The 21,118-nt window shown below is 56.4% G+C and carries 20 protein-coding genes; 9 read left to right on the top strand and 11 right to left on the bottom strand.

The window, feature by feature from the left end; all coding sequences use genetic code 11:
- Nucleotides 1-8 precede the first annotated feature (8 nt).
- From ACZ1GS_RS05275 to ACZ1GS_RS05255, 5 genes are read left to right on the top strand one after another with little or no spacing between them, the layout of a single operon-like run.
- The gene (locus tag ACZ1GS_RS05275; RefSeq protein WP_472697444.1) at nucleotides 9-563 is read left to right on the top strand and encodes a F0F1 ATP synthase subunit delta; all 555 of its coding nucleotides are present in this window, start codon (nucleotides 9-11) and stop codon (nucleotides 561-563) included.
- A gap of 34 nt (nucleotides 564-597) precedes the next feature.
- Nucleotides 598-2,127 carry a F0F1 ATP synthase subunit alpha gene (atpA, locus tag ACZ1GS_RS05270; RefSeq protein ID WP_472697443.1) on the top strand — a complete coding sequence of 510 codons (1,530 nt, stop codon included), beginning with the start codon at nucleotides 598-600 and terminating at the stop codon, nucleotides 2,125-2,127.
- Nucleotides 2,127-3,002, top strand: coding sequence for a F0F1 ATP synthase subunit gamma (locus ACZ1GS_RS05265; protein WP_472697442.1), 876 nt, complete (start codon nucleotides 2,127-2,129; stop codon nucleotides 3,000-3,002). The genes atpA and ACZ1GS_RS05265 overlap by 1 nt, the downstream gene beginning before the upstream one ends.
- A 23-nt stretch (nucleotides 3,003-3,025) precedes the next feature.
- Nucleotides 3,026-4,471, top strand: coding sequence for a F0F1 ATP synthase subunit beta (gene atpD, locus ACZ1GS_RS05260; protein WP_472697441.1), 1,446 nt, complete (start codon nucleotides 3,026-3,028; stop codon nucleotides 4,469-4,471).
- A gap of 44 nt (nucleotides 4,472-4,515) precedes the next feature.
- Nucleotides 4,516-4,773 carry an ATP synthase F1 subunit epsilon gene (locus ACZ1GS_RS05255; RefSeq protein ID WP_348302690.1) on the top strand — a complete coding sequence of 86 codons (258 nt, stop codon included), beginning with the start codon at nucleotides 4,516-4,518 and terminating at the stop codon, nucleotides 4,771-4,773.
- A 42-nt stretch (nucleotides 4,774-4,815) separates the two neighbouring features.
- Here ACZ1GS_RS05255 and ACZ1GS_RS05250 read toward each other — a convergent pair whose 3' ends face one another.
- A complete protein-coding gene (locus ACZ1GS_RS05250; protein ID WP_472697440.1) occupies nucleotides 4,816-5,736 on the bottom strand; it encodes a DMT family transporter in 921 nt (306 codons plus the stop codon).
- Nucleotides 5,737-5,922: 186 nt separating this feature from the next.
- Between ACZ1GS_RS05250 and ACZ1GS_RS05245 the strand changes: the two genes are divergently transcribed.
- Nucleotides 5,923-7,455, top strand: a complete 1,533-nt coding sequence (locus ACZ1GS_RS05245; protein ID WP_472697439.1) for a CpaF family protein — start codon at nucleotides 5,923-5,925, stop codon at nucleotides 7,453-7,455.
- Nucleotides 7,456-7,463: 8 nt separating this feature from the next.
- Here the strand turns inward: ACZ1GS_RS05245 and ACZ1GS_RS05240 are convergent, their stop codons facing one another.
- The 6 genes from ACZ1GS_RS05240 to ACZ1GS_RS05215 form a co-directional block, all read right to left on the bottom strand.
- Entirely contained in the window at nucleotides 7,464-7,661 is a 198-nt protein-coding gene (locus ACZ1GS_RS05240) for a hypothetical protein (protein WP_472697438.1), read from the bottom strand.
- Nucleotides 7,662-7,666: 5 nt separating this feature from the next.
- The gene (mmsB, locus tag ACZ1GS_RS05235) at nucleotides 7,667-8,548 is read right to left on the bottom strand and encodes a 3-hydroxyisobutyrate dehydrogenase (protein ID WP_472697437.1); all 882 of its coding nucleotides are present in this window, start codon (nucleotides 8,546-8,548) and stop codon (nucleotides 7,667-7,669) included.
- A gap of 81 nt (nucleotides 8,549-8,629) precedes the next feature.
- On the bottom strand, nucleotides 8,630-9,412 hold the full coding sequence (locus ACZ1GS_RS05230; RefSeq protein ID WP_472697436.1) for an enoyl-CoA hydratase-related protein: 783 nt from the start codon (nucleotides 9,410-9,412) through the stop codon (nucleotides 8,630-8,632).
- Complete coding sequence (locus tag ACZ1GS_RS05225; protein ID WP_472697435.1) at nucleotides 9,409-10,452, bottom strand: enoyl-CoA hydratase/isomerase family protein; 1,044 nt, start codon at nucleotides 10,450-10,452, stop codon at nucleotides 9,409-9,411. Before ACZ1GS_RS05225 ends, ACZ1GS_RS05230 begins: the two co-directional genes overlap by 4 nt.
- 9 nt (nucleotides 10,453-10,461) lie before the next feature.
- Nucleotides 10,462-11,607 carry an acyl-CoA dehydrogenase family protein gene (locus ACZ1GS_RS05220; RefSeq protein WP_472697434.1) on the bottom strand — a complete coding sequence of 382 codons (1,146 nt, stop codon included), beginning with the start codon at nucleotides 11,605-11,607 and terminating at the stop codon, nucleotides 10,462-10,464.
- Nucleotides 11,608-11,670: 63 nt separating this feature from the next.
- Nucleotides 11,671-13,089: an aldehyde dehydrogenase family protein gene (locus ACZ1GS_RS05215; RefSeq protein ID WP_472697433.1), complete on the bottom strand. Its 1,419-nt coding sequence runs from the start codon at nucleotides 13,087-13,089 to the stop codon at nucleotides 11,671-11,673.
- A gap of 251 nt (nucleotides 13,090-13,340) precedes the next feature.
- On the opposite strand from ACZ1GS_RS05215, the gene ACZ1GS_RS05210 reads away from it, so the two are divergent.
- Nucleotides 13,341-14,237: a DMT family transporter gene (locus ACZ1GS_RS05210; protein ID WP_472697432.1), complete on the top strand. Its 897-nt coding sequence runs from the start codon at nucleotides 13,341-13,343 to the stop codon at nucleotides 14,235-14,237.
- Here the strand turns inward: ACZ1GS_RS05210 and ACZ1GS_RS05205 are convergent.
- Nucleotides 14,234-14,725: a hypothetical protein gene (locus tag ACZ1GS_RS05205; RefSeq protein WP_472697431.1), complete on the bottom strand. Its 492-nt coding sequence runs from the start codon at nucleotides 14,723-14,725 to the stop codon at nucleotides 14,234-14,236. The two genes, ACZ1GS_RS05210 and ACZ1GS_RS05205, sit on opposite strands and share 4 nt — an antisense overlap.
- Before the next feature lie 94 nt (nucleotides 14,726-14,819).
- Between ACZ1GS_RS05205 and ACZ1GS_RS05200 the strand changes: the two genes are divergently transcribed.
- Together ACZ1GS_RS05200 and ACZ1GS_RS05195 are read left to right on the top strand one after the other, a co-directional pair.
- Complete coding sequence (locus ACZ1GS_RS05200; protein ID WP_472697430.1) at nucleotides 14,820-16,562, top strand: amidohydrolase; 1,743 nt, start codon at nucleotides 14,820-14,822, stop codon at nucleotides 16,560-16,562.
- Between the two features lie 155 nt (nucleotides 16,563-16,717).
- Nucleotides 16,718-17,134, top strand: coding sequence for a hypothetical protein (locus ACZ1GS_RS05195; RefSeq protein WP_472697429.1), 417 nt, complete (start codon nucleotides 16,718-16,720; stop codon nucleotides 17,132-17,134).
- Nucleotides 17,135-17,215: 81 nt separating this feature from the next.
- Here ACZ1GS_RS05195 and ACZ1GS_RS05190 read toward each other — a convergent pair whose 3' ends face one another.
- The 3 genes from ACZ1GS_RS05190 to ACZ1GS_RS05180 all read right to left on the bottom strand — a co-directional run bounded on the left by ACZ1GS_RS05190 (nucleotide 17,216) and on the right by ACZ1GS_RS05180 (nucleotide 21,058).
- A complete protein-coding gene (locus tag ACZ1GS_RS05190; RefSeq protein WP_472697428.1) occupies nucleotides 17,216-18,343 on the bottom strand; it encodes a PepSY-associated TM helix domain-containing protein in 1,128 nt (375 codons plus the stop codon).
- 22 nt (nucleotides 18,344-18,365) lie between these two features.
- Nucleotides 18,366-20,408, bottom strand: a complete 2,043-nt coding sequence (locus ACZ1GS_RS05185; protein WP_472697427.1) for a TonB-dependent receptor — start codon at nucleotides 20,406-20,408, stop codon at nucleotides 18,366-18,368.
- A gap of 299 nt (nucleotides 20,409-20,707) precedes the next feature.
- Nucleotides 20,708-21,058 (bottom strand): hypothetical protein, encoded by a 351-nt coding sequence (locus ACZ1GS_RS05180; protein WP_472697426.1) that lies wholly within the window; start codon nucleotides 21,056-21,058, stop codon nucleotides 20,708-20,710.
- Nucleotides 21,059-21,118: the final 60 nt, after the last annotated feature.

Below are 21,118 nucleotides of genomic sequence, written 5' to 3'. Positions count from 1 at the left end.
TCAATCGCGTGGAGAATTCCAGCGGCATTAGGGCGAGTTTAGCAGGGCGTTACGCCACTGCTCTGTTTGCTTTGGCCACCGAAAACAAAGCTATCGACACCGTCGAATCGAGCCTCAATGCCCTGGGTCAGGCGATGACCGAATCGGAAGACCTGAAGGCGTTGATCGCGAGCCCGGTCCTGTCCCGTGCGGATGCCGGCAAGGCGATTGCCGGTCTGGCCGCGAAGATGAAGCTCGACGAACTGACAACCAACACCCTCGGCGTTCTCGCCGCCAATCGCCGGCTGGACCAGATCCCCGCGCTGATCCGCGGCTTTTCGACTCTGGCATCAGGCCATCGCGGTGAAATCACGGCTGAAGTAACCTCCGCGCATCCGCTGGACGACAGCCAGGTAGATGCGCTGAAGACACAGCTCAAAAAACGCGTGGGCAGCGACGTCTCGGTAACCACCGCCGTGGACCCCGCCATATTGGGTGGCCTGGTCGTCAAGATCGGCAGCCAAATGATCGACAACTCAATTAGAACCCGTTTGAACACGCTTTCCCAGGCCATGAAAGGCTAATGGCTCCGGCCATAAAGGACTAAAAGGAAGACACATGGATATTCGCGCCGCAGAAATTTCAAAGGTCATCAAGGACCAGATCGCCAATTTTGGCAATGAAGCCCAGGTTTCCGAAGTCGGAACCGTGCTCGCCGTCGGTGACGGTATTGCCCGTATTCACGGCCTCGATCAGGTTCAGGCTGGTGAGATGGTTGAATTCTCCAACGGCACGCAAGGCATGGCGCTCAACCTCGAAGCCGACAATGTCGGTGTCGTGATCTTCGGCTCGGATGCTGAAATCAAAGAAGGCGACGTCGTCAAGCGGACCGGAACCATTGTGGACGTTCCGATCGGCAAGGAACTGCTCGGCCGCGTCGTTGACGGCCTCGGCAATCCGATCGACGGCAAAGGCCCGATCAAAACCTCGCAGCGCAGCCGCGTTGAAGTGAAAGCGCCTGGCATTATCCCGCGGAAGTCGGTTCACGAGCCCGTCCAGACCGGTCTCAAGGCGCTCGACGCCTTGGTTCCAGTTGGTCGCGGCCAGCGCGAACTGATCATCGGTGACCGCCAAACCGGCAAAACCGCCGTCGCCATTGATACGTTCATCAACCAGAAGACAATCAATGCTGGTGATGACGAAGGCAAGAAGCTTTATTGCATCTATGTTGCCGTCGGCCAGAAGCGCTCGACTGTTGCACAGATTGTGCGTCAGCTCGAAGAAAATGGCGCGATGGAATATTCGATCGTTGTTGCCGCTTCCGCTTCGGAGCCGGCACCGCTTCAGTATCTCGCCCCCTATACCGGTGTGACCATGGGCGAATATTTCCGCGACAACGGCATGCACGCCTGTATCGTTTATGACGATCTCTCGAAGCAAGCCGTTGCCTATCGTCAGATGTCGCTGCTGCTACGTCGTCCTCCGGGCCGCGAAGCTTATCCCGGCGACGTTTTCTATCTGCATAGCCGCTTGCTTGAGCGTGCTGCGAAGATGAACGAAGATAATGGTTCTGGTTCGCTGACGGCGCTGCCGATCATCGAAACCCAGGCGGGCGACGTTTCGGCCTATATTCCGACCAACGTGATTTCGATTACCGACGGCCAGATCTTCCTCGAAACGGATCTGTTCAACCAGGGTATCCGTCCGGCGATTAACGTCGGCCTCTCGGTTTCCCGTGTCGGCTCCGCTGCACAGACCAAGGCGATGAAGAAGGTTTCCGGCTCGATCAAGCTCGATCTCGCCCAATATCGCGAGATGGCCGCTTTCGCGCAGTTTGGTTCCGACCTTGATGCATCGACGCAAAAGCTGCTCAATCGTGGTGAGCGCCTGACGCAATTGCTTAAGCAGGCGCAATTCTCGCCACTGCCGTTCGAAGAGCAAGTCGCTTCCATCTACGCTGGCACCAGCGGGCATCTCGATGCCGTCGCCGCAACCGATGTGGTTCGCTACGAACAGGCGATGCTCGCACATATGCGCAGCGATCATGCCGATCTGCTCAAGACCATCCGCGATACGGCCGATCTTTCGGACGACAGCAAGAAAGCCCTCGAAGACGCGCTCGTCGCGTTCGGCAAGAGCTTTGCCTAATGGCGTCGCTCAAGGAACTTAAGGATCGGATCGGGTCGGTTAAATCGACCCAGAAGATCACCAAGGCCAAGAAGATGGTGGCCGCTGCCAAATTGCGCCGGGCGCAAATGGCAGCAGAGGCTGCGCGTCCCTATGCCAATGAAATGGCAAAAGTGATGAGCAGTCTGGCCGGCAAGGTAACGGTGGATGAAAATTCACCGAAATTGCTGGCTGGGACCGGCAAGGACCAAGTCCATCTGCTGGTTGTTGCGACATCCGATCGTGGCCTGTGCGGGGCGTTTAACGCCAATATCGTCAAGGCTGCGCGCATCAAGGCGGAAGAGCTCACCAAAGAGGGCAAGACCGTCCTGTTCTACATGATTGGCCGCAAGGGCATTCCGGTGATCAAGCGCGCTTATCCCGATCAGATTATCAAGCATTACGATACCAGCGTGGTCAAGGCCCCCGGCTTTGAAGAAGCCAAGGCGGTAGCGACCGAACTGACCGAAATGGTTGAAGACGGCAAATTTGACGTGGCGCATCTCTTCTATTCCAAGTTCAAATCGGCGCTGGTTCAGGAACCGACGCGCCAACAGCTCATTCCGGTGGCTATTGAAGCCGCGGAAGGCGATGGATCTGATGCCGCGGTGGAATATGAGCCCGACGAGGAGGAAATTCTCACCGAATTGCTTCCGCGCAACCTTACCACCCAGGTTTTCGGTGCATTTCTGGAAAATAACGCTGGCGAACAAGGCGCATCGATGACCGCCATGGAAAACGCCACGCGCAATGCAGGCGATCTGATTGACAGCCTGACCATCGAATATAACCGCAGCCGTCAGGCCGCGATTACCACCGAACTGATTGAAATTATCGCTGGCGCTGAAGCGCTCTAAAGCAAGTACGCAAGGAAAGACACATGGCAAAAACCAACAATGTAGGCCGCATTTCACAGGTTATCGGCGCTGTCGTCGACGTAACCTTTGACACGGATATCCCGGCCATTCTCTCGGCTCTCGAAACCGACAATAACGGCAACCGCCTGGTTCTCGAGGTTGCCCAGCATCTCGGCGAGAATACAGTTCGCACGATTGCGATGGACTCCACCGAAGGTTTGACCCGCGGTCAGGAAGTGACCGACACCGGATCACAGATCATGATGCCCGTGGGCCCAGAAACGCTTGGCCGGATCATGAACGTCGTTGGTGAACCCATCGATGAACTCGGACCGATTGGCGCCAAGAGCACCGCGCCTATTCACGCCGAAGCACCACCTTTTGTGGACCAGTCCACGGATAGTGAAATCCTCGTCACCGGCATCAAAGTCGTCGATCTGCTCGCGCCTTATGCAAAGGGCGGTAAAATTGGCCTGTTCGGCGGCGCCGGCGTGGGCAAGACCGTTCTCATTCAGGAACTGATCAACAATATCGCCAAAGGCCATGGCGGGACATCCGTTTTCGCCGGTGTTGGGGAACGGACCCGTGAAGGCAACGATCTCTATCACGAATTTCTCGACGCCAACGTCATCGCCAAGGGCGAAGACGGCAACGCCAAATCCGAAGGCTCCAAAGTGGCTCTGGTCTATGGCCAGATGAACGAACCTCCAGGCGCGCGTGCCCGTGTTGCTCTGTCCGGTCTGACCATCGCGGAATATTTCCGTGACCAGGAAGGCCAGGACGTGCTGTTCTTCGTCGACAATATCTTCCGCTTCACCCAGGCTGGCTCGGAAGTGTCCGCGCTGCTCGGCCGTATTCCTTCGGCGGTGGGCTATCAGCCGACCCTGTCGACCGACATGGGTGCGCTGCAGGAGCGGATTACGTCGACCAACAAGGGTTCGATTACATCGGTTCAGGCGATTTACGTTCCTGCCGATGACTTGACCGACCCGGCACCGGCAACCAGCTTTGCCCACTTGGACGCAACCACCGTTTTGAACCGGGCCATTTCGGAGCTGGGCATCTACCCGGCTGTTGACCCGCTCGATTCCACCTCGCGCGTTCTCGAGCCACGCGTTGTCGGCCAGGAACATTATGACACGGCGCGTGCTGTTCAGGAAATCCTGCAGAAATATAAGTCTTTGCAGGATATTATCGCCATTCTCGGTATGGACGAGCTGTCAGAAGAAGATAAGCTGGTCGTCGCCCGGGCACGGAAAATTCAGAAATTCCTGTCGCAGCCGTTCCACGTTGCGGAAGTTTTCACCGGCATCAAAGGCAAATTTGTCGATCTCGAAGACACGATCAAATCGTTCAAGGCCGTGGTTGATGGCGAATATGACCATCTTCCGGAAAATGCCTTCTACATGGTCGGCGGCATCGAAGAAGCGCTCGAAAAAGGCAAGCAACTGGCAGCAGAAGCGGCTTAATCCATTACCCCTCCCTCACGGGAGGGGAATAGGGACATAATAAGATGGCAAACCTACATTTCGAACTCGTAACCCCCGAGAAACTCGTCCGGTCGGATGATGTTTACATGGTGGTTGTCCCTGGCACAGAGGGTGACTTTGGCGTGCTTGCTGGTCACGCCCCATTTATGTCCACAATTCGGGATGCCGAGCTGTCCATCTATGCCAGCGAAGGCGCAGAAGCCGAAGTGATTACGGTTCAGGGCGGTTTTGCCGAAGTCAATGAAAAGGGCCTGACGGTCCTCGCAGAGGCGGTTTCCTAAGACAACCAGACGCAACTGGTGTGGCCGCCAACCCTAGTGCCGTCAGGCTTCCAGCAATGTCGTCGCCTTGCGTTCGCTGCGCCAGAGCAGCAGTCCGCTCACCAGGATCAAACCGGCACCGACAAGCGCCAGTGAATCAAGCTGGTCGCCGAAGATATTGACGCTGATCAACCCCGATATCACCAGTTGTATATAGACAATCGGCGCAATCGAAGCGGCGGTGGCACGCATGGTCGCCATATACAGCAGAAAATGGCAGCTGGTCGCGGTAACCGCGATCACCGCACAGCGGAGGATCACATCCCAGGCCGGAGGACCCGTTATAGTCATGACGGGAACCAGCAAATGCCCGGTGATCGCCGCCATCGTGAGAAACAGCGCGGCCCAGAAGGACAGGTAGAATTGTGCGGCGAAGATCGATCGCTGCGTTGACACCATCCGGTTCAGGATCAGCATGGCGGCCATCGCAAAGGCGGAAATCAGCGGCAGCACCGCCACCCAGCCAAATTCCGCGACATTCGGTCGCAACATGATCAACACACCGCCAAAGGCGACGAACGTGGCCACCCACGTGCCGGGCCGCATACGCTCCTTCAGAAGCCAGCCGGACAGCAAGGCGGTGATGATCGGATTGACGAACGCGATCGCGACAGCGTCCGCCAGCGGCATGATGTAAATGGCTGAAAAAAAGGTCAAAGTTCCAACCGCCAGGGCCAGACCTCGGGCCGCATGGAGCCAAGGACGATTGATCGTAAAGCCGGGCCGCCCTTCCCTGATCAGCAGCAGACAGGCCAGACCAATGGCCCCGATGGTGAACCGCAACGCCGCAACTGCGCCGGCTGGCCAGTCCCCTGCCATCGACTTCACAATCGCATCACCGATCGGAAAGCCGGAAAACGCAATCAATGCCAGCGTAATCCCGCTCCCGGGAATCGCATTGCCGCTTTTGCGTCCTGTGTTCAAATCTGTCCCGATCAGCAGTTGGTGTCATCCTGCGATCGCAGTCTATGCATCAGGAAACAAGCAGCATTTTTACCAATCGCGGGCTTCGATTGTCCCAATTTCCTCGAATCCATTATCCAAAGATTAACCATTTTCGTTGAAAGAGGGACCTAATCATTTGGAAACAACTATTTCCGGCGGAGAACCATGAGCGCATTTGGTAAGAAAAACGGACTGGGTGGCGGAAGACCATCATTCGGCGTTGCAAAGCCCATGTCAGGTGGCGGCAAGCAAAGGCCCGATGGGGAACAAACCGATGCGGAAGCAGAAGAAGGCGGCGCGCAATTCCCGCCCATCGACGCCGCTCCCCTGCCCGGCGACAATAGCGAACCAGCCGCTCCGGACCAGAGCGATGCCATGTCGCGCTTGGCAGAACGCTCCAATCCGATCGCAGAAGCCGAAGACAAAGATGAAGGCTTTGGCGCATCGGTTCACAAGATCAAGGAACAGGTTCTTCCCCGCTTGCTGGAACGGGTCGATCCCGAAGCCGCAGCGACGCTGAACAAGGAAGAGCTGACCGAAGAATTCCGGCCGATCATCATGGAAGTGCTGACCGAGCTGAAACTGACCTTGAACCGGCGCGAGCAATTTGCGCTGGAAAAAGTGCTGGTCGACGAACTGCTCGGCTTTGGACCGCTGGAGGAACTGCTTCAGAACCCCGATATTTCAGACATCATGGTCAACGGCCCGGAACAGACCTATATCGAGATCAAGGGTAAGCTCGAGATCGCGCCGATCAAATTCCGCGATGAAGAGCATCTCTTCCAGATCGCGCAACGGATCGTGAACATGGTCGGCCGTCGCGTCGACCAGACCACACCGCTGGCCGATGCCCGTCTTGCCGACGGGTCTCGTGTCAACGTGATCGTTCCACCGCTCAGCCTCAAAGGCACGGCGATCTCCATTCGTAAATTCTCCGAGAAGCCGATTACGCTCGATATGATGCAGGGCTTTGGCTCGATGTCGACGTCAATGTGTACCGCGTTGAAAATCGCTGGCGCCTGCCGCTTCAACGTTGTTATCTCCGGCGGTACGGGTTCTGGTAAAACGACCATGCTCAACGCGATGTCGAAAATGATCGATCCGGGCGAGCGCGTGCTGACCATCGAGGATGCTGCCGAGCTTCGTCTGCAGCAACCGCACTGGTTGCCGCTGGAAACACGGCCACCAAACCTGGAAGGGGAAGGCGCGATCACCATTGGTGACCTCGTGAAAAACGCCCTGCGTATGCGTCCGGACCGGATTATCCTGGGTGAGATTCGTGGCGCAGAATGTTTTGACTTGCTGGCCGCGATGAACACCGGTCATGATGGCTCCATGTGTACGCTTCACGCCAACTCCCCGCGCGAGTGTCTTGGCCGTATGGAAAATATGATCCTGATGGGCGACATCAAGATCCCGAAAGAAGCGATTTCGCGCCAGATTGCCGAATCGGTCGATCTGATCGTCCAGGTGAAACGTCTGCGCGACGGTTCGCGGCGGACGACCAACATCACCGAAGTGATCGGCATGGAAGGCGATGTTATCGTCACCCAGGAACTGTTCAAATATCAGTATCTCGATGAAGATGCAGACGGCAAGATTATCGGCGAATATCAATCTTCAGGCCTGCGCCCCTATACGCTTGAAAAAGCGCGGCAATATGGATTTGAACAGCCACTTCTCGAGGCTTGCCTGTAATCTGACGGTCAGTCGGTTGAGATAAATCCCAACCCGAACGCCACAGATATACCAAAGGTCAGCAATCCGGCGGCAGAGATGAACTGCCACGGCATGAAACCGACTTTGTTGATATCCTTTCGCTTCAACCGGCGGCGGTTAGCAACTTCCGAAATGACCGTGACGAGCGCTGCAACGCTGCAGACAATCACCCATTGCGGCACCATGGGGTTCAGGCCTTGTCGAGCATCTTGATGATGCCGGAAAAGTCCATGGCGCCCTGCTCTTCCGCTTCGGCATATTGCGCGTACAACGCCGCGGCCTTTTCGCCCATTGGCACAGATGCGCCAGCGCTTTCGGCCGCTTCCATGGCCAGCCGCAGATCCTTGAGCATCAGCGCAGCGGCAAAACCGCCTTCGTAACCGTTGTCAGCCGGGCTTTGCGGGCCGACACCAGGCACCGGACAATAGCTGGTCATCGACCAGTTCTGACCCGAGGCCTTGGATGAAATATCATAGAAATTCTGCAGATCGAGGCCTAGTTTCTCGGCCATTTTAAACGTTTCGCAGGTGGCAATCATCGACGCGCCCAGCAGCATGTTGTTGCAGATTTTGGCGGCCTGTCCCGCTCCGTTGTCACCGGCGTGAATCACCGCTTTGCCCATGTCGGACAGGATCGGTTCGGCCCGGTCAAAGCCGGCTTTGCTGCCGCCCACCATGAAGGTCAGCGTTCCGCCATTGGCCGCGGCAATGCCACCGGACACGGGGGCATCGACCGGCACCAAACCTTTTGCGTCGGCCATGGTCGCGACGTCTCTGGCGCTATCGACATCGATCGTGGAACAATCGATCACCAAGGTGCCGGGATCGCCATTGATGATGACTTCATATTCATAGACCTTGCGCACATGAGTGCCAGCCGGCAGCATCGTGACCACAGCTTCCATATTGTTCACCGCGAGCGCGGCATCGCTGACCGGATGGCAGCCCGCCTCTCCGGCCCGCGCGAGCGCTTCGCCAGACAGGTCAAAGGCATGAACCTCATGCCCCGCCTTTGCGAGATTGGCCGCCATGCCGCCGCCCATATTGCCGAGACCGATAAATCCGATTTTCATTTCGCGTTCCTTAAATCGTCATCCTGAACCTGTTGCAGGCTGTTCAGCCAGGCCGCACCCTATCGGGTTCGGCGGACCAGCTTAACGGCCCTTCCAGTTGCCTTCGCGTTTCTCGATAAAGGCAGCCATGCCTTCCTTCTTGTCCTCTGTCGCGGTCAGGATCTGGAACAGACGCCGTTCGTGCAGCAAGCCCTGATCGAGCATCGTTTCAAAGGCTGCATTGACCATTTCCTTGTTCACCTGGATCGCCATGGGCGGCATGGATGCAATCGTGCCCGCCGCCTTGATCGCTTCGTCGAGCAATTCATCATGCGGAACAACCCGGGCAACCAGGCCAGAGCGTTCGGCTTCATCGGCATCCATCATGCGGCCGGTCAGACACATATCCATCGACTTGGACTTGCCAACCGCGCGCGTCAGCCGCTGTGATCCTCCCATGCCGGGCGCCACGCCGAGCTTGATTTCAGGCTGACCGAATTTGGCCTTGTCGCTGGCGATGATAAAGTCCGCCATCATCGCGAGTTCACATCCGCCACCCAGCGCAAAGCCATTGACCGCTGCAATCCATGGCTTGCGGGTCGTCTTGACGATCTGGCTGGTCCATTTGGAGAAAAAATCCTCGAGATAGAAATCCGCTGCGGCCTTGTCGTACATTTCCTTGATATCGGCACCGGCGGCAAAGGCCTTGTCACCCGAACCGGTCAGAACCGCACAAAGCTGAGTCTCGTCCGCTTCAAATGCCGCAAAAGCCGCGATCAGTTCATCGAGCACTTCGCTGTTCAGCGCGTTCAAGCTTTTTGGCCGATTGAGCGTGATCAGCGTAACCTGACCGCGCTTCTCGGAAAGTATTGTGTCGTAGCTCATAATGGTTTCCATTCCTCATTGGCGGGTAGCGGTGCGAAAATCGCGTCAATCCATTCCTCCGACACGGCTTCTGGTGTCGGCGGATTCCATTTGGGATCATTGTCCTTGTCGACGATCAGCGCGCGCACCCCTTCCAGGAAATCATGCATCACCAGAACATGATACCCGATGCGATATTCGTTGCGCATCTCGTCCGCGAAAGTCTCCATCGCCGCGCCTTCCTTCAACTGACGCAGTGCAACCTTGCAAGTCTGCGGGCTCTTGGTCCCAAGCGTATCTCGTTCCTTGGCAGCCCACTCGCTGTCATCCGCTTCGAGCTTGGCGAGAATTTCTTCATACACATCCGACGCAAAAAAACGGTCGATCCGGTCGAGATTGCCGGTAATCCGCGCTTCGGGCACAGCACCGGACAATTGCCCCAATATACCTTCGATCCGACCCGGATTTTCGGCAATCCGATTCTTGGCCTCATCGAGATGTTCCGATTCCAGATAGTGGGTCGCCAGGCCAACTTCCTTGCATTCCGCGCCGTCCAGGCGGGCGCCGGTCAACGCCAGAAATTGTCCGAGACGACCCGCAAGGCGGGAGAGGTACCAGCCGCCACCGACGTCTGGAAACAGGCCAATCCCGGTTTCCGGCATCGCGAAACGGGTGTTCTCGGTTGCAACGCGATAGCGCGCGGGTTGAGAGATGCCGACCCCGCCGCCCATGGTGATCCCATCCATGAAGGCCACCACTGGTTTGGGATATTCGAACAACAGATGGTTGAGCTGATATTCCTTGTAGAAAAAGTCGCGCCCCTCCTTGCCATCCTTCAGGCCCGAATTGCGAAGCATAGCAATGTCGCCGCCAGCACAAAAACCACGGCCTTCGCTATGGTCGATGATCACCGCCTCGATGCTGTCATCGTCACGCCAGGCCAACAGGGCGTCGGTCATCGCAAGACACATGTCGAGATTCAGCGAGTGAATGACCTTGGGCCGGTTCAGGCTGATATGCCCGACACGCCCGTTTTTCCTGATGATAAGATCGTCTGTCATTATGGTCCTTTACTGCCGCAGCATTTCGCGAGAAACGATCATCCGCATCACCTGGTTGGTGCCTTCGAGAATCGAGTGAACCCTGAGGTCGCGCCAGAAACGCTCAATCGGATAGTCCTGGAGATAGCCATAGCCGCCAAAGAGTTGCAGCGCATCATTGACGATTTTCGATCCATTGTCAGTCGCCAGCCGCTTCGCCATGGCCGCAAATTTGGTCTTGTCGGGCGCTCCGTCGGTCACCTTTGCAGCGGCGAGGTAAAGCAATGCCCGAGAGGCTTCGAGGTCGGTGGCCATATCGGCGAGCATGAATTGGGTGTTCTGAAAATCGCTGATACTCTTGCCGAATTGCTTGCGCTCCTTGGTATAATCCACGGCCTCATCGAGACAGCGTTGCGCGCCGCCGAGCGAACAGGCGCCGATATTCAACCGCCCACCATCCAGCCCCGCCATCGCGATGCGAAAGCCTTCGCCCTCGCCACCGACGCGGTTCTCGACCGGGACGCGGACATTGTCGAAATTCACCTGCGCCGTGGGCTGGGAATGCCAGCCGAGTTTCTTTTCATTGGCACCAAAGCTGACGCCATCCATATCCTTTTCGATAACCAGACAGGTCACGCCGCCTGCGCCATTATCCGACGTCCGGGTCATCGTGACATACAATTCATTCTCGCCGCCGCCGGAAATAAAGGCTTTGGACCCGCTGACCACATAATGATCACCGTCCAGCACCGCTTTGGTTTTGAGCGACGCGGCATCGGATCCGGCACCGGGTTCGGTCAAGCAATAGCTCGAGATCTTGTCCATCCCGACCAGATCCGGAAGATATTTGTCCTTCACCGCCTGCGCGCCAAATGTGTCAATCATCCACGCTGCCATGTTGTGGATCGAGATAAAGGCGGACGTTGACGGGCAGCCATAGGCCATGGCTTCCATGATGATCGCGCTTTCCAGTCGACCGAGGCCGATCCCGCCGGATTCCTCGGACACGTAGATGCCGCCGAACCCCAGTTCCGCTGCCTGTTTGATGGTATCACGAGGAAAAATATGCTCCTCGTCCCATTGCGCGGCATGGGGCGTGATGGCGTCGGCGGTAAATTTCTGCGCCATTTCCTGAATGGCAAGCTGGTCTTCGGTCAGGGAAAATTGATTGGTCATTGAGGCTTCCATCAAAAAGGGCGGCGGAATAGTCCGCCGCCCATATTTCAAATTGCTACGGTCTCAGGCGAGTTTCCGCATCACGTCACCGAACAGCTCTTCGTCCGAAGGCAGTTCCTTGGCAACCGCAAGCGGCTTGGAAACCCAGGTTTCGTTGATCAGATCGCGCCAGGTGATGTTATTGTTCGTGCCATTGCCACCCCAACTGCCACAGCCGAGCGAGAAGGTCTGGCGCATACCGTTCCAGAGATTGCCGCTATTCGATGCGGACTGTGGTTGGTTGACCATGACCCGCGAGGTGTGGGTCGCATTGGCCAGCCGCATGATATTGTCATCCGACTGGGAATAGATGCCGCAGCTGTGGCCCTGCCCCTGATAGGCCTGAATATTGTTGGTCAGCGCAATGGCTTCGTCAATATCGGCCGCTCGGTAGAGCGCCATGATAACCGTCAGCTTTTCGCCTGAAAACGGGAAATCCGGTCCGAAGCCGGTTTCCGGGACCATGAAGAAGGTGCGCCCCTCGGGCAGATTAAACCCGGCCATGCCTGCGATTTTCTCTGCGGGCTGGGCCACAATCGCGGTGTTGAATTTGCCATCGGGCCACAGCGCATCCTGCAGTTTCTGCTTTTCTTCCTCATTGACCAGATAGCCGCCTTGATGCTTCAGCTTCTCGACCATCTCGTCATAGATCGCATCAACGAGGATCACGCTATTGTCCGATGAACAACTAGCCGCCAGATCCAGTGTCTTGGAAATACGGATTTTTTCTGCGGCATCTTCGAGATCAGCGGTTTCATCCACCGTGACCACGGCATTGCCAACCCCGACGCCGAGCGCAGGGGTCCCGCTGGAATAAGCGGCTGTTACCATCGCGCCGCCACCCGTGGCGAGCACCCGGTCACATTGCCGCATCAGTTCGTTGGTCTTTTCGACCGACGGCACATCGATGCTCAGAACCAGATCAGCCGGCGCGCCCATTTTGACGATCGCGTCGCGCATCAGGTCGCAGATCATCTTGTTGGTCAGCTTGGCCCGCGGATGCGGTGCGACGATGATTGAATTGCGGCCCTTGACCGCAGAAATCGCCTTGATGACCGGCGTTGCTTCGGGGTTGGTCGATGGCGACAAGGCCCCGATCACCCCAACAGGTTTGGCGATCTTGACGATATTGCGTTCATGATCCTCTTCGAGAATGCCGACCGACTTGTCGTCGATAATGTCGAACAGGGTCGCCCGGGTCTTGCGGAAAATCTTGAGATATTTGCCGTCATAATTGCCCAATTGGGTTTCATCGACCGTATGCTGGGCAATTTTCTCGGAAACCGATTCTTCCGCAACCGCCCAGACCATCGCCCGGATCAGGTCATCAACCTGCTCCTGGGTATAATTCTCGATCTGCGCTTGTGCGGCCCGCGAGCGCGCGACCAATTCAGCGATTTCTTCGACGACCGGGTCGTGCGGGTTTGAGGTTTTATCCAGCATTATGCGCTCCTGAAATTTCTATGTGCCTGTCGGTCAACGAAAAAGGGCGTGTTGAACCGGCTTTTTTGGTTTCTTTCACTATAATTCACTGCCGGTCAGCATGCAACGGGCTAGCCCATGATTCCCGCAACTATTAGCGTTTGCATTGTCACAGCCATTGCGCCAATCGTCAGCGAAACGAAAGGCTTCACCACCACTCTATGCGCCAAGTGACAACTGATGTTTTAGATAAAGAGCCGCCACAACCCGCGGTGATCGGCCAAAATCGACCGATCGCCGGGATATTGACCCGGCTCGCGGCAATGCTGTCACTGGCGATCATGTTTGCGTTTGTCAAACTCGCCGGTGCCGAAGGGGTCCATGTCACCGAGAGCCTGTTCTACCGCCAATTAACCGCGATGCCGATCATCTGTCTGCTGATCTGGCGCAGCGCCGCGGGATGGCCCGCGATCCGGTCGGACAAACATCATCTCCATATCCTGCGCTCTGCCCTCGGCATATTTGCCATGGGGCTGAATTTCTGGGCGATCACCCTGTTACCGCTGGCCGATGCCACGACCATCAGCTTCACCGTACCGATCTTTGCGACATTATTTGCTGCGCTGATCCTGCGCGAACAGGTTGGCATTCGCCGCTGGTCCGCCATTTTGATCGGATTCATCGGCGTCCTCGTCGTGATCCAGCCGGGCGGTACACTGATCCCCGCCTTTGGTGCCACGGTGGCGCTGGCTGGCGCCCTGGTGACCGCCGCCGTGACGCTGGTGATCCGTATGCTGGGGCGAACCGAAACGAGCATCGTGACGATATTCTGGTTCTCGGTCTACACGCTGCCCGGACTCGCCTTGTGCGCCTATATCTATGGCGGCGGGCATGATTTGAAGACCTGGGGCTATTTGCTCGGCGTCGGGATTTTCGGTGCACTCGGTCAACTGACCATCACCCAGTCGCTCCGCTTCGCGCCGGTCTCGACGATCATGCCAATGGACTATAGCGCGCTGCTCTGGGCTAGCCTGATCGGCATCACGGTGTTCAGCCAGTGGCCCGGCCTGTCAATCCTGCTCGGCGCCCCGATCATCATCGGATCCGGCCTGTTCATCGCCTGGCGCGAGCATGTCAAAACCAGCAAGCCGCTGCCCGAAAATCCCTAGCCGCCAAAGCGCTTCCGGATTGTCTCGCATTCGGCATAATAGCCCCGTACAAACCCGGGAACCTGATCCCTGTCTATCGCCGCCTTGTGATCGCCAGCCATGAACCGGCGTTTATACGCGGTATCTCCTTCGCTAAACGGTATTTTTTTGCCATTCCGATCCGCTCGGACATAGACGGCCCCGTTGATTGCGCTCCAGAAACTCAACCCCGGCATGGCGGACTGGTTGATCAAACCGGCGCCACTGCCATCCTGCATGATGTACGATGTCGCGCTGAGGCAATCGCGCGCGAGCTGGGCGGCGGTCGGCCGATCGCCATTCTTCAAGGTCCAGTTGTCGAGTTGTGACACGATTGTCAGCGCTCTGCTCTGGGGCATCACGAAGGGCGCCGCTATTGAGTACCGGTCCTGGTCGTGGTCTTGGTCCTGCGCCGGCATTCCCGCCAAAGCCAATACAAGCGTTGGAAACATATCCGCAAATTTCATCAAATCTCACCCCTTGCTGCACGCCATAACACGCAAATAGCGCTTGCCCAACCGGTCTCTAACAGCATAGGCTTCTGATAATTCGGGGAGGATTATAATGGCAATTTTCATGCGCCGGGTGGCGGCCATTTTGGCAGCGCTGAGCTTCAGTGGCCTGGCCATGGCATCGGAGCCATCGGAAACCATCGTCTATCCCGAAGTCACGGTCTACGAAGCGGCCCGGATCATCACCATGGAACCCGGCTATCCGGAGGCAAAATATGTCGCGGTGGCTGACGGTATCATTCTCGGACTGGCGCAGGAGGTTGAGGATCTCGAGCCCTGGACCGGCGGGCGCGACACCACTTATGATCGTCGCTTTGCCAACAAGATCATGATGCCGGGCTTTGTCGAACCCCATATCCATCCGATGCAGACCATCATGATGTTGCCGCTCCCCTTCATCAGCCCTGAGGCCTGGGAACTGCCAGGAAAAACCTATCCGGCGGCGCGCGGCAAGGCGGCCTATGAGCGGCGCCTGAAAGAAGAACTCGCTAAAAGCGATGAGGAGCTGTTCATCACCTGGGGCCATCACAAACTGTTCCACGGCGCGATGGACCGCACGGCGCTGGACCGGATTGCACCGGACCGGCCGGTGGTCATCTGGCAGCGCAGTTTCCATGAGATTATCGTCAATACACCAGCCCTCGCTTTGCTGGGCATCGGAACGCAGGAGGCGTTTAACGCCGCTTTTGACAAGCCTCGGATTACGCCGGGCCATGCCGATTTCGATTCTGGAATCATCCATGAAACCGCCCTTTTCAATGGCATTGACAAACTTCGCCCCTATCTCTTTTCACCAGAAAAAGTGCAACTCGGCCTGGCTCAGATGCGTCAGATGATGCTCGAAAATGGCGTGACCACCAGCGCCGATCTTGCGTTTGGCGGCTTCGGCGGACCGGAGATGGAATCCCGGCTGTTCAAGAGCCTCTATGACCAGCCGACAACCCCCTCACGGATTCTTGCCATCCCGATTGCTCCTTTGGTTACCGGCGATCCCAATAGCTGGCTGCAGACCATGAAAAGCCGGTATGAGAGCGACAAGTTCCGCATTTCCAACCGCGTGAAGCTGTTCGCCGATGGCGCCTTTTTCGCGCAATATATGCAGATGAACCCGCCCGGCTATAGCGACGGCCATGATGGCAAATGGCTGACCCAGCCCGACGAACTGACCGCACAAACGCGGCGGTTCTGGGACGCCGGCTGGAACCTCCACACCCATGTCAATGGCGACAAGGGGCTCGATGTCGTACTGGGCATTACCGAGAAACTGCCAGTCAGAAACGGCCAGCAGATCGTCCTCGAACATCTCGGCTATTCAACCGAAGCGCAGAACCGGCGGATTGGCGAAATGGGACTCTATGTCTCTGCCCAGCCCAATTATATCCGCATTCTTGGTGACGCTTACGCCAGAACCGGTCTAGGGCCCGACCGCGCCGCACAAATGAACCGGCTCGGCTCGCTCGAGCGTAAGAATGTTCCGCTGGGTCTGCACAGCGATTTCAACATGGCGCCGATCAACCCGCTCTACCTCGCCTGGGTAGCTAGCAACCGGATCACGCTCGATGGCAATGTAAAGGCGCCGCAGGAGAAGCTTTCGCTCGACAAGGCGCTGCGCGCGATCACCATCGAAGCCGCGCAGGTCATTGGCATGGATGCGCTGGTCGGTTCGATTGCTGCGGGCAAAAAAGCCGATTTCACCATCCTCGACCGCAATCCTTATCATGGCGGCGCGACAAAGTTACAGGAAGTGCAAGTTGAAGGCGTCGTGTTTGAGGGCCGCTGGTTTCCAGCGCAATGAGCTGATCGCGGCGCCGACAGGAAAGAAAGCCCCATTGAAAACAGCCAATTCATGGTGATGATTGCCCGTCCCATTCAGCAAAGCTTCACTGACGGTTGAACATCAAGGGCAACTCCACTTGGCGTTTCCCGCCAGAACCGGGAACGATCTGAAAGATGAAGTTCATGCCGCTTGCCAAAATGCCAAAACTCATCGCCGCCGGATTGATTGGCTATCTATGGAGCGTTCCGCTCAACGCAGAGACAACTGATAGGATCAACACGCCCGAGCGGATCAACATATTGGTGACCTATGGCGATGACGAATGCCCGGAAGCGCAAGGCGAAGAGATTGTCGTGTGCGCCAACCGACCGGAGTCCGAACGCTATCGGATTCCCAAGGAATTGCGGGAAGCCAGAAAAGAAGAACAAGCCGCAGAACAAAGCTGGTCGTCGGTCGTCGCCTCTCACGACGAAGCCGCCCGGCCCGGTCGGCCCAATAGCTGTTCCGTCGTCGGAACCTTTGGGTTTTCCGGCTGTCAGGCGGCGATCATGCGGCAATGGTTTGACGAGCGCCGGCAGAGTGGCGATTGAACCAGCGCGCATCGTGCGGATATCATTTGTGTTTTTCCTGGATCCTATTGTCGCCTGATGTCTGGACCTACCGGAAGCAAACTAACCCGTTGCGCTTCGAAAATACCGTGCGAACCACACTATTAGTCCGGTTATCGACAATAGCAGCAAAATGGTCCCGACTAGCAAAATCACTGGCTGACGCAGCGGCCCAAATGTCTCGCCGGAATGTATGGCATTATTCACCGCGCCGACTTTACCAAGACCGGACACTTGCGCCTTGTGAACGACATGCTCGCAGGACGCAGAAACCCAAACCCGCCGGTCGCCGTCGCGCTTGTCAAGATCGCCTGGAGCAGACAGGTATATCGTGTGATAAGGCTGCCACGGCGCGGCGAATTCTGCTTCCAGAACCTTTGTGCCGGGAAAAGCTGCAAGGGCTATCTGAGAGGCCTGGTTGATCGAGACCATGCCATCGCAGCGCGCCGATTCCAAAATAGTCCGCGCATCATCGGGCAAGATATCGGTGTTCGGCTTGATGATTGCAGGCCCCCAGTCCGGCTTGGACCAATAAGTCCCGGTCAGTCCCCAGATTACGATCAGCAATGCCCCCCAAAAGCCGAAAAAGCTGTGCAGGCTGAACGATTGGCTGGTTCGGTTTCCCTTGAGGCGCAGACGCTTTGCTTTCGACCAGAAACCGGCACGAATGGGCCACCAGAGATAGAGGCCGGCCAAAGCCAATAGCGACAATATCGCACCGAGGATCGCGACCACCAGTTCCCCGGTCTCGCCGGCCAGCAATTCATAGTGGAGGTCAATCAGCTTATGCGTCCACGTGCGATCTAGATAAAAGGCAGCAATGGCTTTCCCGGTTGCAGGATCAATGCTGACAATCTGCACCTCACCGCCTGCGTCCGGTGGGGCCGACATGCCATAGACCATCGGGATATCGGTCGCGATTTCGGCATGGGGACCGAGATATCCGACCGGCAGAAAATGCTCTCCCGCTTCCGCCTGAGCAGCAGCGATCATTTTTCCCAGATCGGGATCGGGTTGGAGTTCTGCGCTTAATTCCTTTGGAAACGCACCCGTTTCCGCGTGCATGAGCGGTGCGGAAAAGGCAATCGCCATGCCCGAAACCGTTACCACTATAATGAAGATCGAGACAATCGCGCCGATCCAGGCATGCAGGGTTGCGTTGAGTGCCTTGAAGGTCGAGCGATTTGCCATTCCAGCCTAAACTCCGTTCGGATCAGAACGCAAATTCAAGGCCAACGCTCACCTTGCGCGGTTCCCCAACATTGGCAAGATCACCACTGTCAAAAACCGACACCTCGTAAAAGGCATCGAAAGCGTTGGTCAGGTCGAGGAACAGCCGCAATCCTTCAATCTCGTAACTGACTTGAAAGTCAGCGACGAAATAGCTGCCGACACTGTTAACCGCGAAATTGGCATCATCACTGAAATACCCATCGCTGTAGCGACCAAATCCACTCAGTGCGAAACCAGCGGCTGGTTCCCAAACAAAACCGCCTACCGCAGTGAGTCCCGGCGTCCGCTGAAACTCGTTGCCATCGATCAAAGCACCGGCATTGGAATTGCTCTGGAATTTCGTGTCGGTTATGCCAATTCCGGCTTGCAAACTGAGCTGGTCATTGACGGCAAAGCGGGCTTCAAGTTCAGCGCCGACAGAGCGCGCTTTCGGCGCATTGCTAAAGACATTTGCGAAAAAACCCGGTCCGAGTTCCACCAATGTTGCGATCTGCAGGTCATCAATGTCGCTATAGAAGATATTGCCATTCAGAGTGAGCCGCTGATCAAGCAATTGCGCGCGGAAAAACGCTTCGTAATTCCACAATGTCTCCTGTTCAAATGTTTCGGCGGAGAATGTATCGAAATTAAAGGTGAAGCCGCCAGCATTAAAACCGCGTTCAGCGATAAGACCGATGCGAACCGCATCCGACACGTCATAAGCCAGTTCAAATTTGGGCAGGAACGCATCAAAGCTTTCATCAAAATCGATTGGGATCACACCCGCGAAACCGCCTTGCCGGGTCTGACTGTCGCGCTGCCAGCGCCCACCAATATTGGCATGCAGGGCGGATGACAGTGCGATATTCGCCTCGGCAAACAGACCGATACTATCCCGCTGGTCGCTGAAATCGCCAATGCCGATGCCAAATCCGCTGAGATCGAGCGTTTCTTCGCTGTCAAAGCGCGATACGTAGAAACCGGCAAGGCCGCTCACCAATGTATCGCCATTCCCGAATCGAGCGAGCAGCTCATTGGTCAGCTCATCCGATTGAATGTCCGCATTGCCCTGGCCCGGAGCCACAATTCTTTGAACACTGACATCAGAATAGCTGGTCGTATTGCTCAGCATAAAATGATCGCTGACCGCATAATTGAAGGCGGCTGTGACGGCATCCGAATTTGTTTCAAAAATCGAGAAGCCAGGGTTGAACCGCTGCAAATCCGAAAAGGGCGCGTCAACCCCTTCTGTTTGTGGTCGCGCCGTGTCGGTATGCGTCACCGTGACAAGTCCATCAAATCCGGGAAGTGCATCGGGCTTGATGCTCAGTTTTCCGCGTAGATTAAGCGTTTTAACCTGGCGGAGATCCCTTCCGAGATCCGCTGTTACGCCGAACGGCCGGACGAAGCTCTCTTGTTCACGATAATCGGCCGATGCGCGAAACGCCAATTGACCATCGGCAATCGGTCCGCTGATTACCGCCGATGCCTGATAGGTATCAAAATTGCCAGCTATGGCACGCACGCGCCCCTCGAATTCATCGTGATTGGGCTTGGCGGTTTCAATAAAGATGGCACCGGCAATCGCGTTGCGCCCTTGGGTTGTGGTTTGCGGCCCGCGAAATATCTCAACCCGCTCAATATCCCAGACGGATTCACCGGAATAGACAAATTCGTTAAACGTCAACTGGCGACCATCGACCTGAATGGTCGTCCGTGGCTGTGAACCACCGAAGAAGCTTTCCAGACTGGTGAGCACGCCACTGGTATTAGAACCCCGAATGGTTGGACCTTGGTTGCCATTGCCGGACGTCGTCACATTCGCGGTTTGATTGAAAATGCGCTCCAACGTGTCGGGACCTGCAAAAGCATCCAGATCGGCCTGAGTCGTGACGGTGACGGAAGACGCTGTTTCCTGAAGCGCGCGCTCCGTCCGCTCGCCGGTCACGATGATGGTGTTAGCCTCATCATCCAAATTTTCCTGTGCTGAAGCCACAGCGGGAATAGAAAGCGCCACCGACGCCAGTAATGCTCTACGAATCACGAGATGCTCCATCAAAATGATGGCACAGCGATAAGCAGGTCATAGGCTATTGTAAATGATAATTAATCGCATTATCAATTTTGACAAGCGTCAAGCTTTTGCAACGGTTTCCTGACACGACTCCTGCTCGCGCATTGCAGCCTGATGGCGAAGTGCCGCTTTATTACAGCGGAGAATGCGACAGAATTGCACCTGTATCGGATGCAAAACGACAAATCACATCCTCAGAAATGGAGAAATGGTGATAACGGGCGCAGGCCCAAAGGATAAGGGTCGCCCCTCAGCAACAACCGCTCTGGCTATTTTCCGTCGGTAAAACTGCCGCCGCCGCTCATGATTTGAATCGAGCCGACGACGTCTTCTGAAAGCCGCCTGCCGCTTTTCCGGGCTTCTGCCCATTGGCTGTTGGTCAGACAAACCCGGCGTTTTCTGGCAAGGCTGCCGATAATCGGTTCGGAGCGGCAACGCACATAGTCCGGATGCCGCTTATCGGTAATTTTCTCTTTTTCGGCAAGTTCTTCGGCCGACTTGTCGGCTTCATTTGTCGCCTGCAACTGCGTCGCGCCCGCGGCGCTGGCTAAGGCACCAGCGACCATCAGAGCCACCGCCTTGCTTGCGAAACTTGTGGTTCGTGCTGAAAATTTGATCATTTTTCAATTCCCCCGTTGATACTCCCGGTCCGGAGCATAGCATGATAATACAAAGAACAG

The organism is Parasphingorhabdus sp. W113, assembly GCF_055693205.1.
Note: the sequence above shows the minus strand (reverse complement) of the source record. Positions and strands in the feature narration are given on the sequence as shown.

Coding starts and splice junctions, on each gene's coding strand:
- atpA (WP_472697443.1), top strand. CDS start 598: ATGGATATTCGCGCCGCAGAAATTTCAAAGGTCATCAAGGACCAGATC.
- ACZ1GS_RS05265 (WP_472697442.1), top strand. CDS start 2,127: ATGGCGTCGCTCAAGGAACTTAAGGATCGGATCGGGTCGGTTAAATCG.
- atpD (WP_472697441.1), top strand. CDS start 3,026: ATGGCAAAAACCAACAATGTAGGCCGCATTTCACAGGTTATCGGCGCT.
- ACZ1GS_RS05255 (WP_348302690.1), top strand. CDS start 4,516: ATGGCAAACCTACATTTCGAACTCGTAACCCCCGAGAAACTCGTCCGG.
- ACZ1GS_RS05245 (WP_472697439.1), top strand. CDS start 5,923: ATGAGCGCATTTGGTAAGAAAAACGGACTGGGTGGCGGAAGACCATCA.
- ACZ1GS_RS05240 (WP_472697438.1), bottom strand. CDS start 7,661: ATGGTGCCGCAATGGGTGATTGTCTGCAGCGTTGCAGCGCTCGTCACG.
- mmsB (WP_472697437.1), bottom strand. CDS start 8,548: ATGAAAATCGGATTTATCGGTCTCGGCAATATGGGCGGCGGCATGGCG.
- ACZ1GS_RS05230 (WP_472697436.1), bottom strand. CDS start 9,412: ATGAGCTACGACACAATACTTTCCGAGAAGCGCGGTCAGGTTACGCTG.
- ACZ1GS_RS05225 (WP_472697435.1), bottom strand. CDS start 10,452: ATGACAGACGATCTTATCATCAGGAAAAACGGGCGTGTCGGGCATATC.
- ACZ1GS_RS05220 (WP_472697434.1), bottom strand. CDS start 11,607: ATGACCAATCAATTTTCCCTGACCGAAGACCAGCTTGCCATTCAGGAA.
- ACZ1GS_RS05215 (WP_472697433.1), bottom strand. CDS start 13,089: ATGCTGGATAAAACCTCAAACCCGCACGACCCGGTCGTCGAAGAAATC.
- ACZ1GS_RS05200 (WP_472697430.1), top strand. CDS start 14,820: ATGGCAATTTTCATGCGCCGGGTGGCGGCCATTTTGGCAGCGCTGAGC.
- ACZ1GS_RS05195 (WP_472697429.1), top strand. CDS start 16,718: ATGAAGTTCATGCCGCTTGCCAAAATGCCAAAACTCATCGCCGCCGGA.
- ACZ1GS_RS05190 (WP_472697428.1), bottom strand. CDS start 18,343: ATGGCAAATCGCTCGACCTTCAAGGCACTCAACGCAACCCTGCATGCC.
- ACZ1GS_RS05180 (WP_472697426.1), bottom strand. CDS start 21,058: ATGATCAAATTTTCAGCACGAACCACAAGTTTCGCAAGCAAGGCGGTG.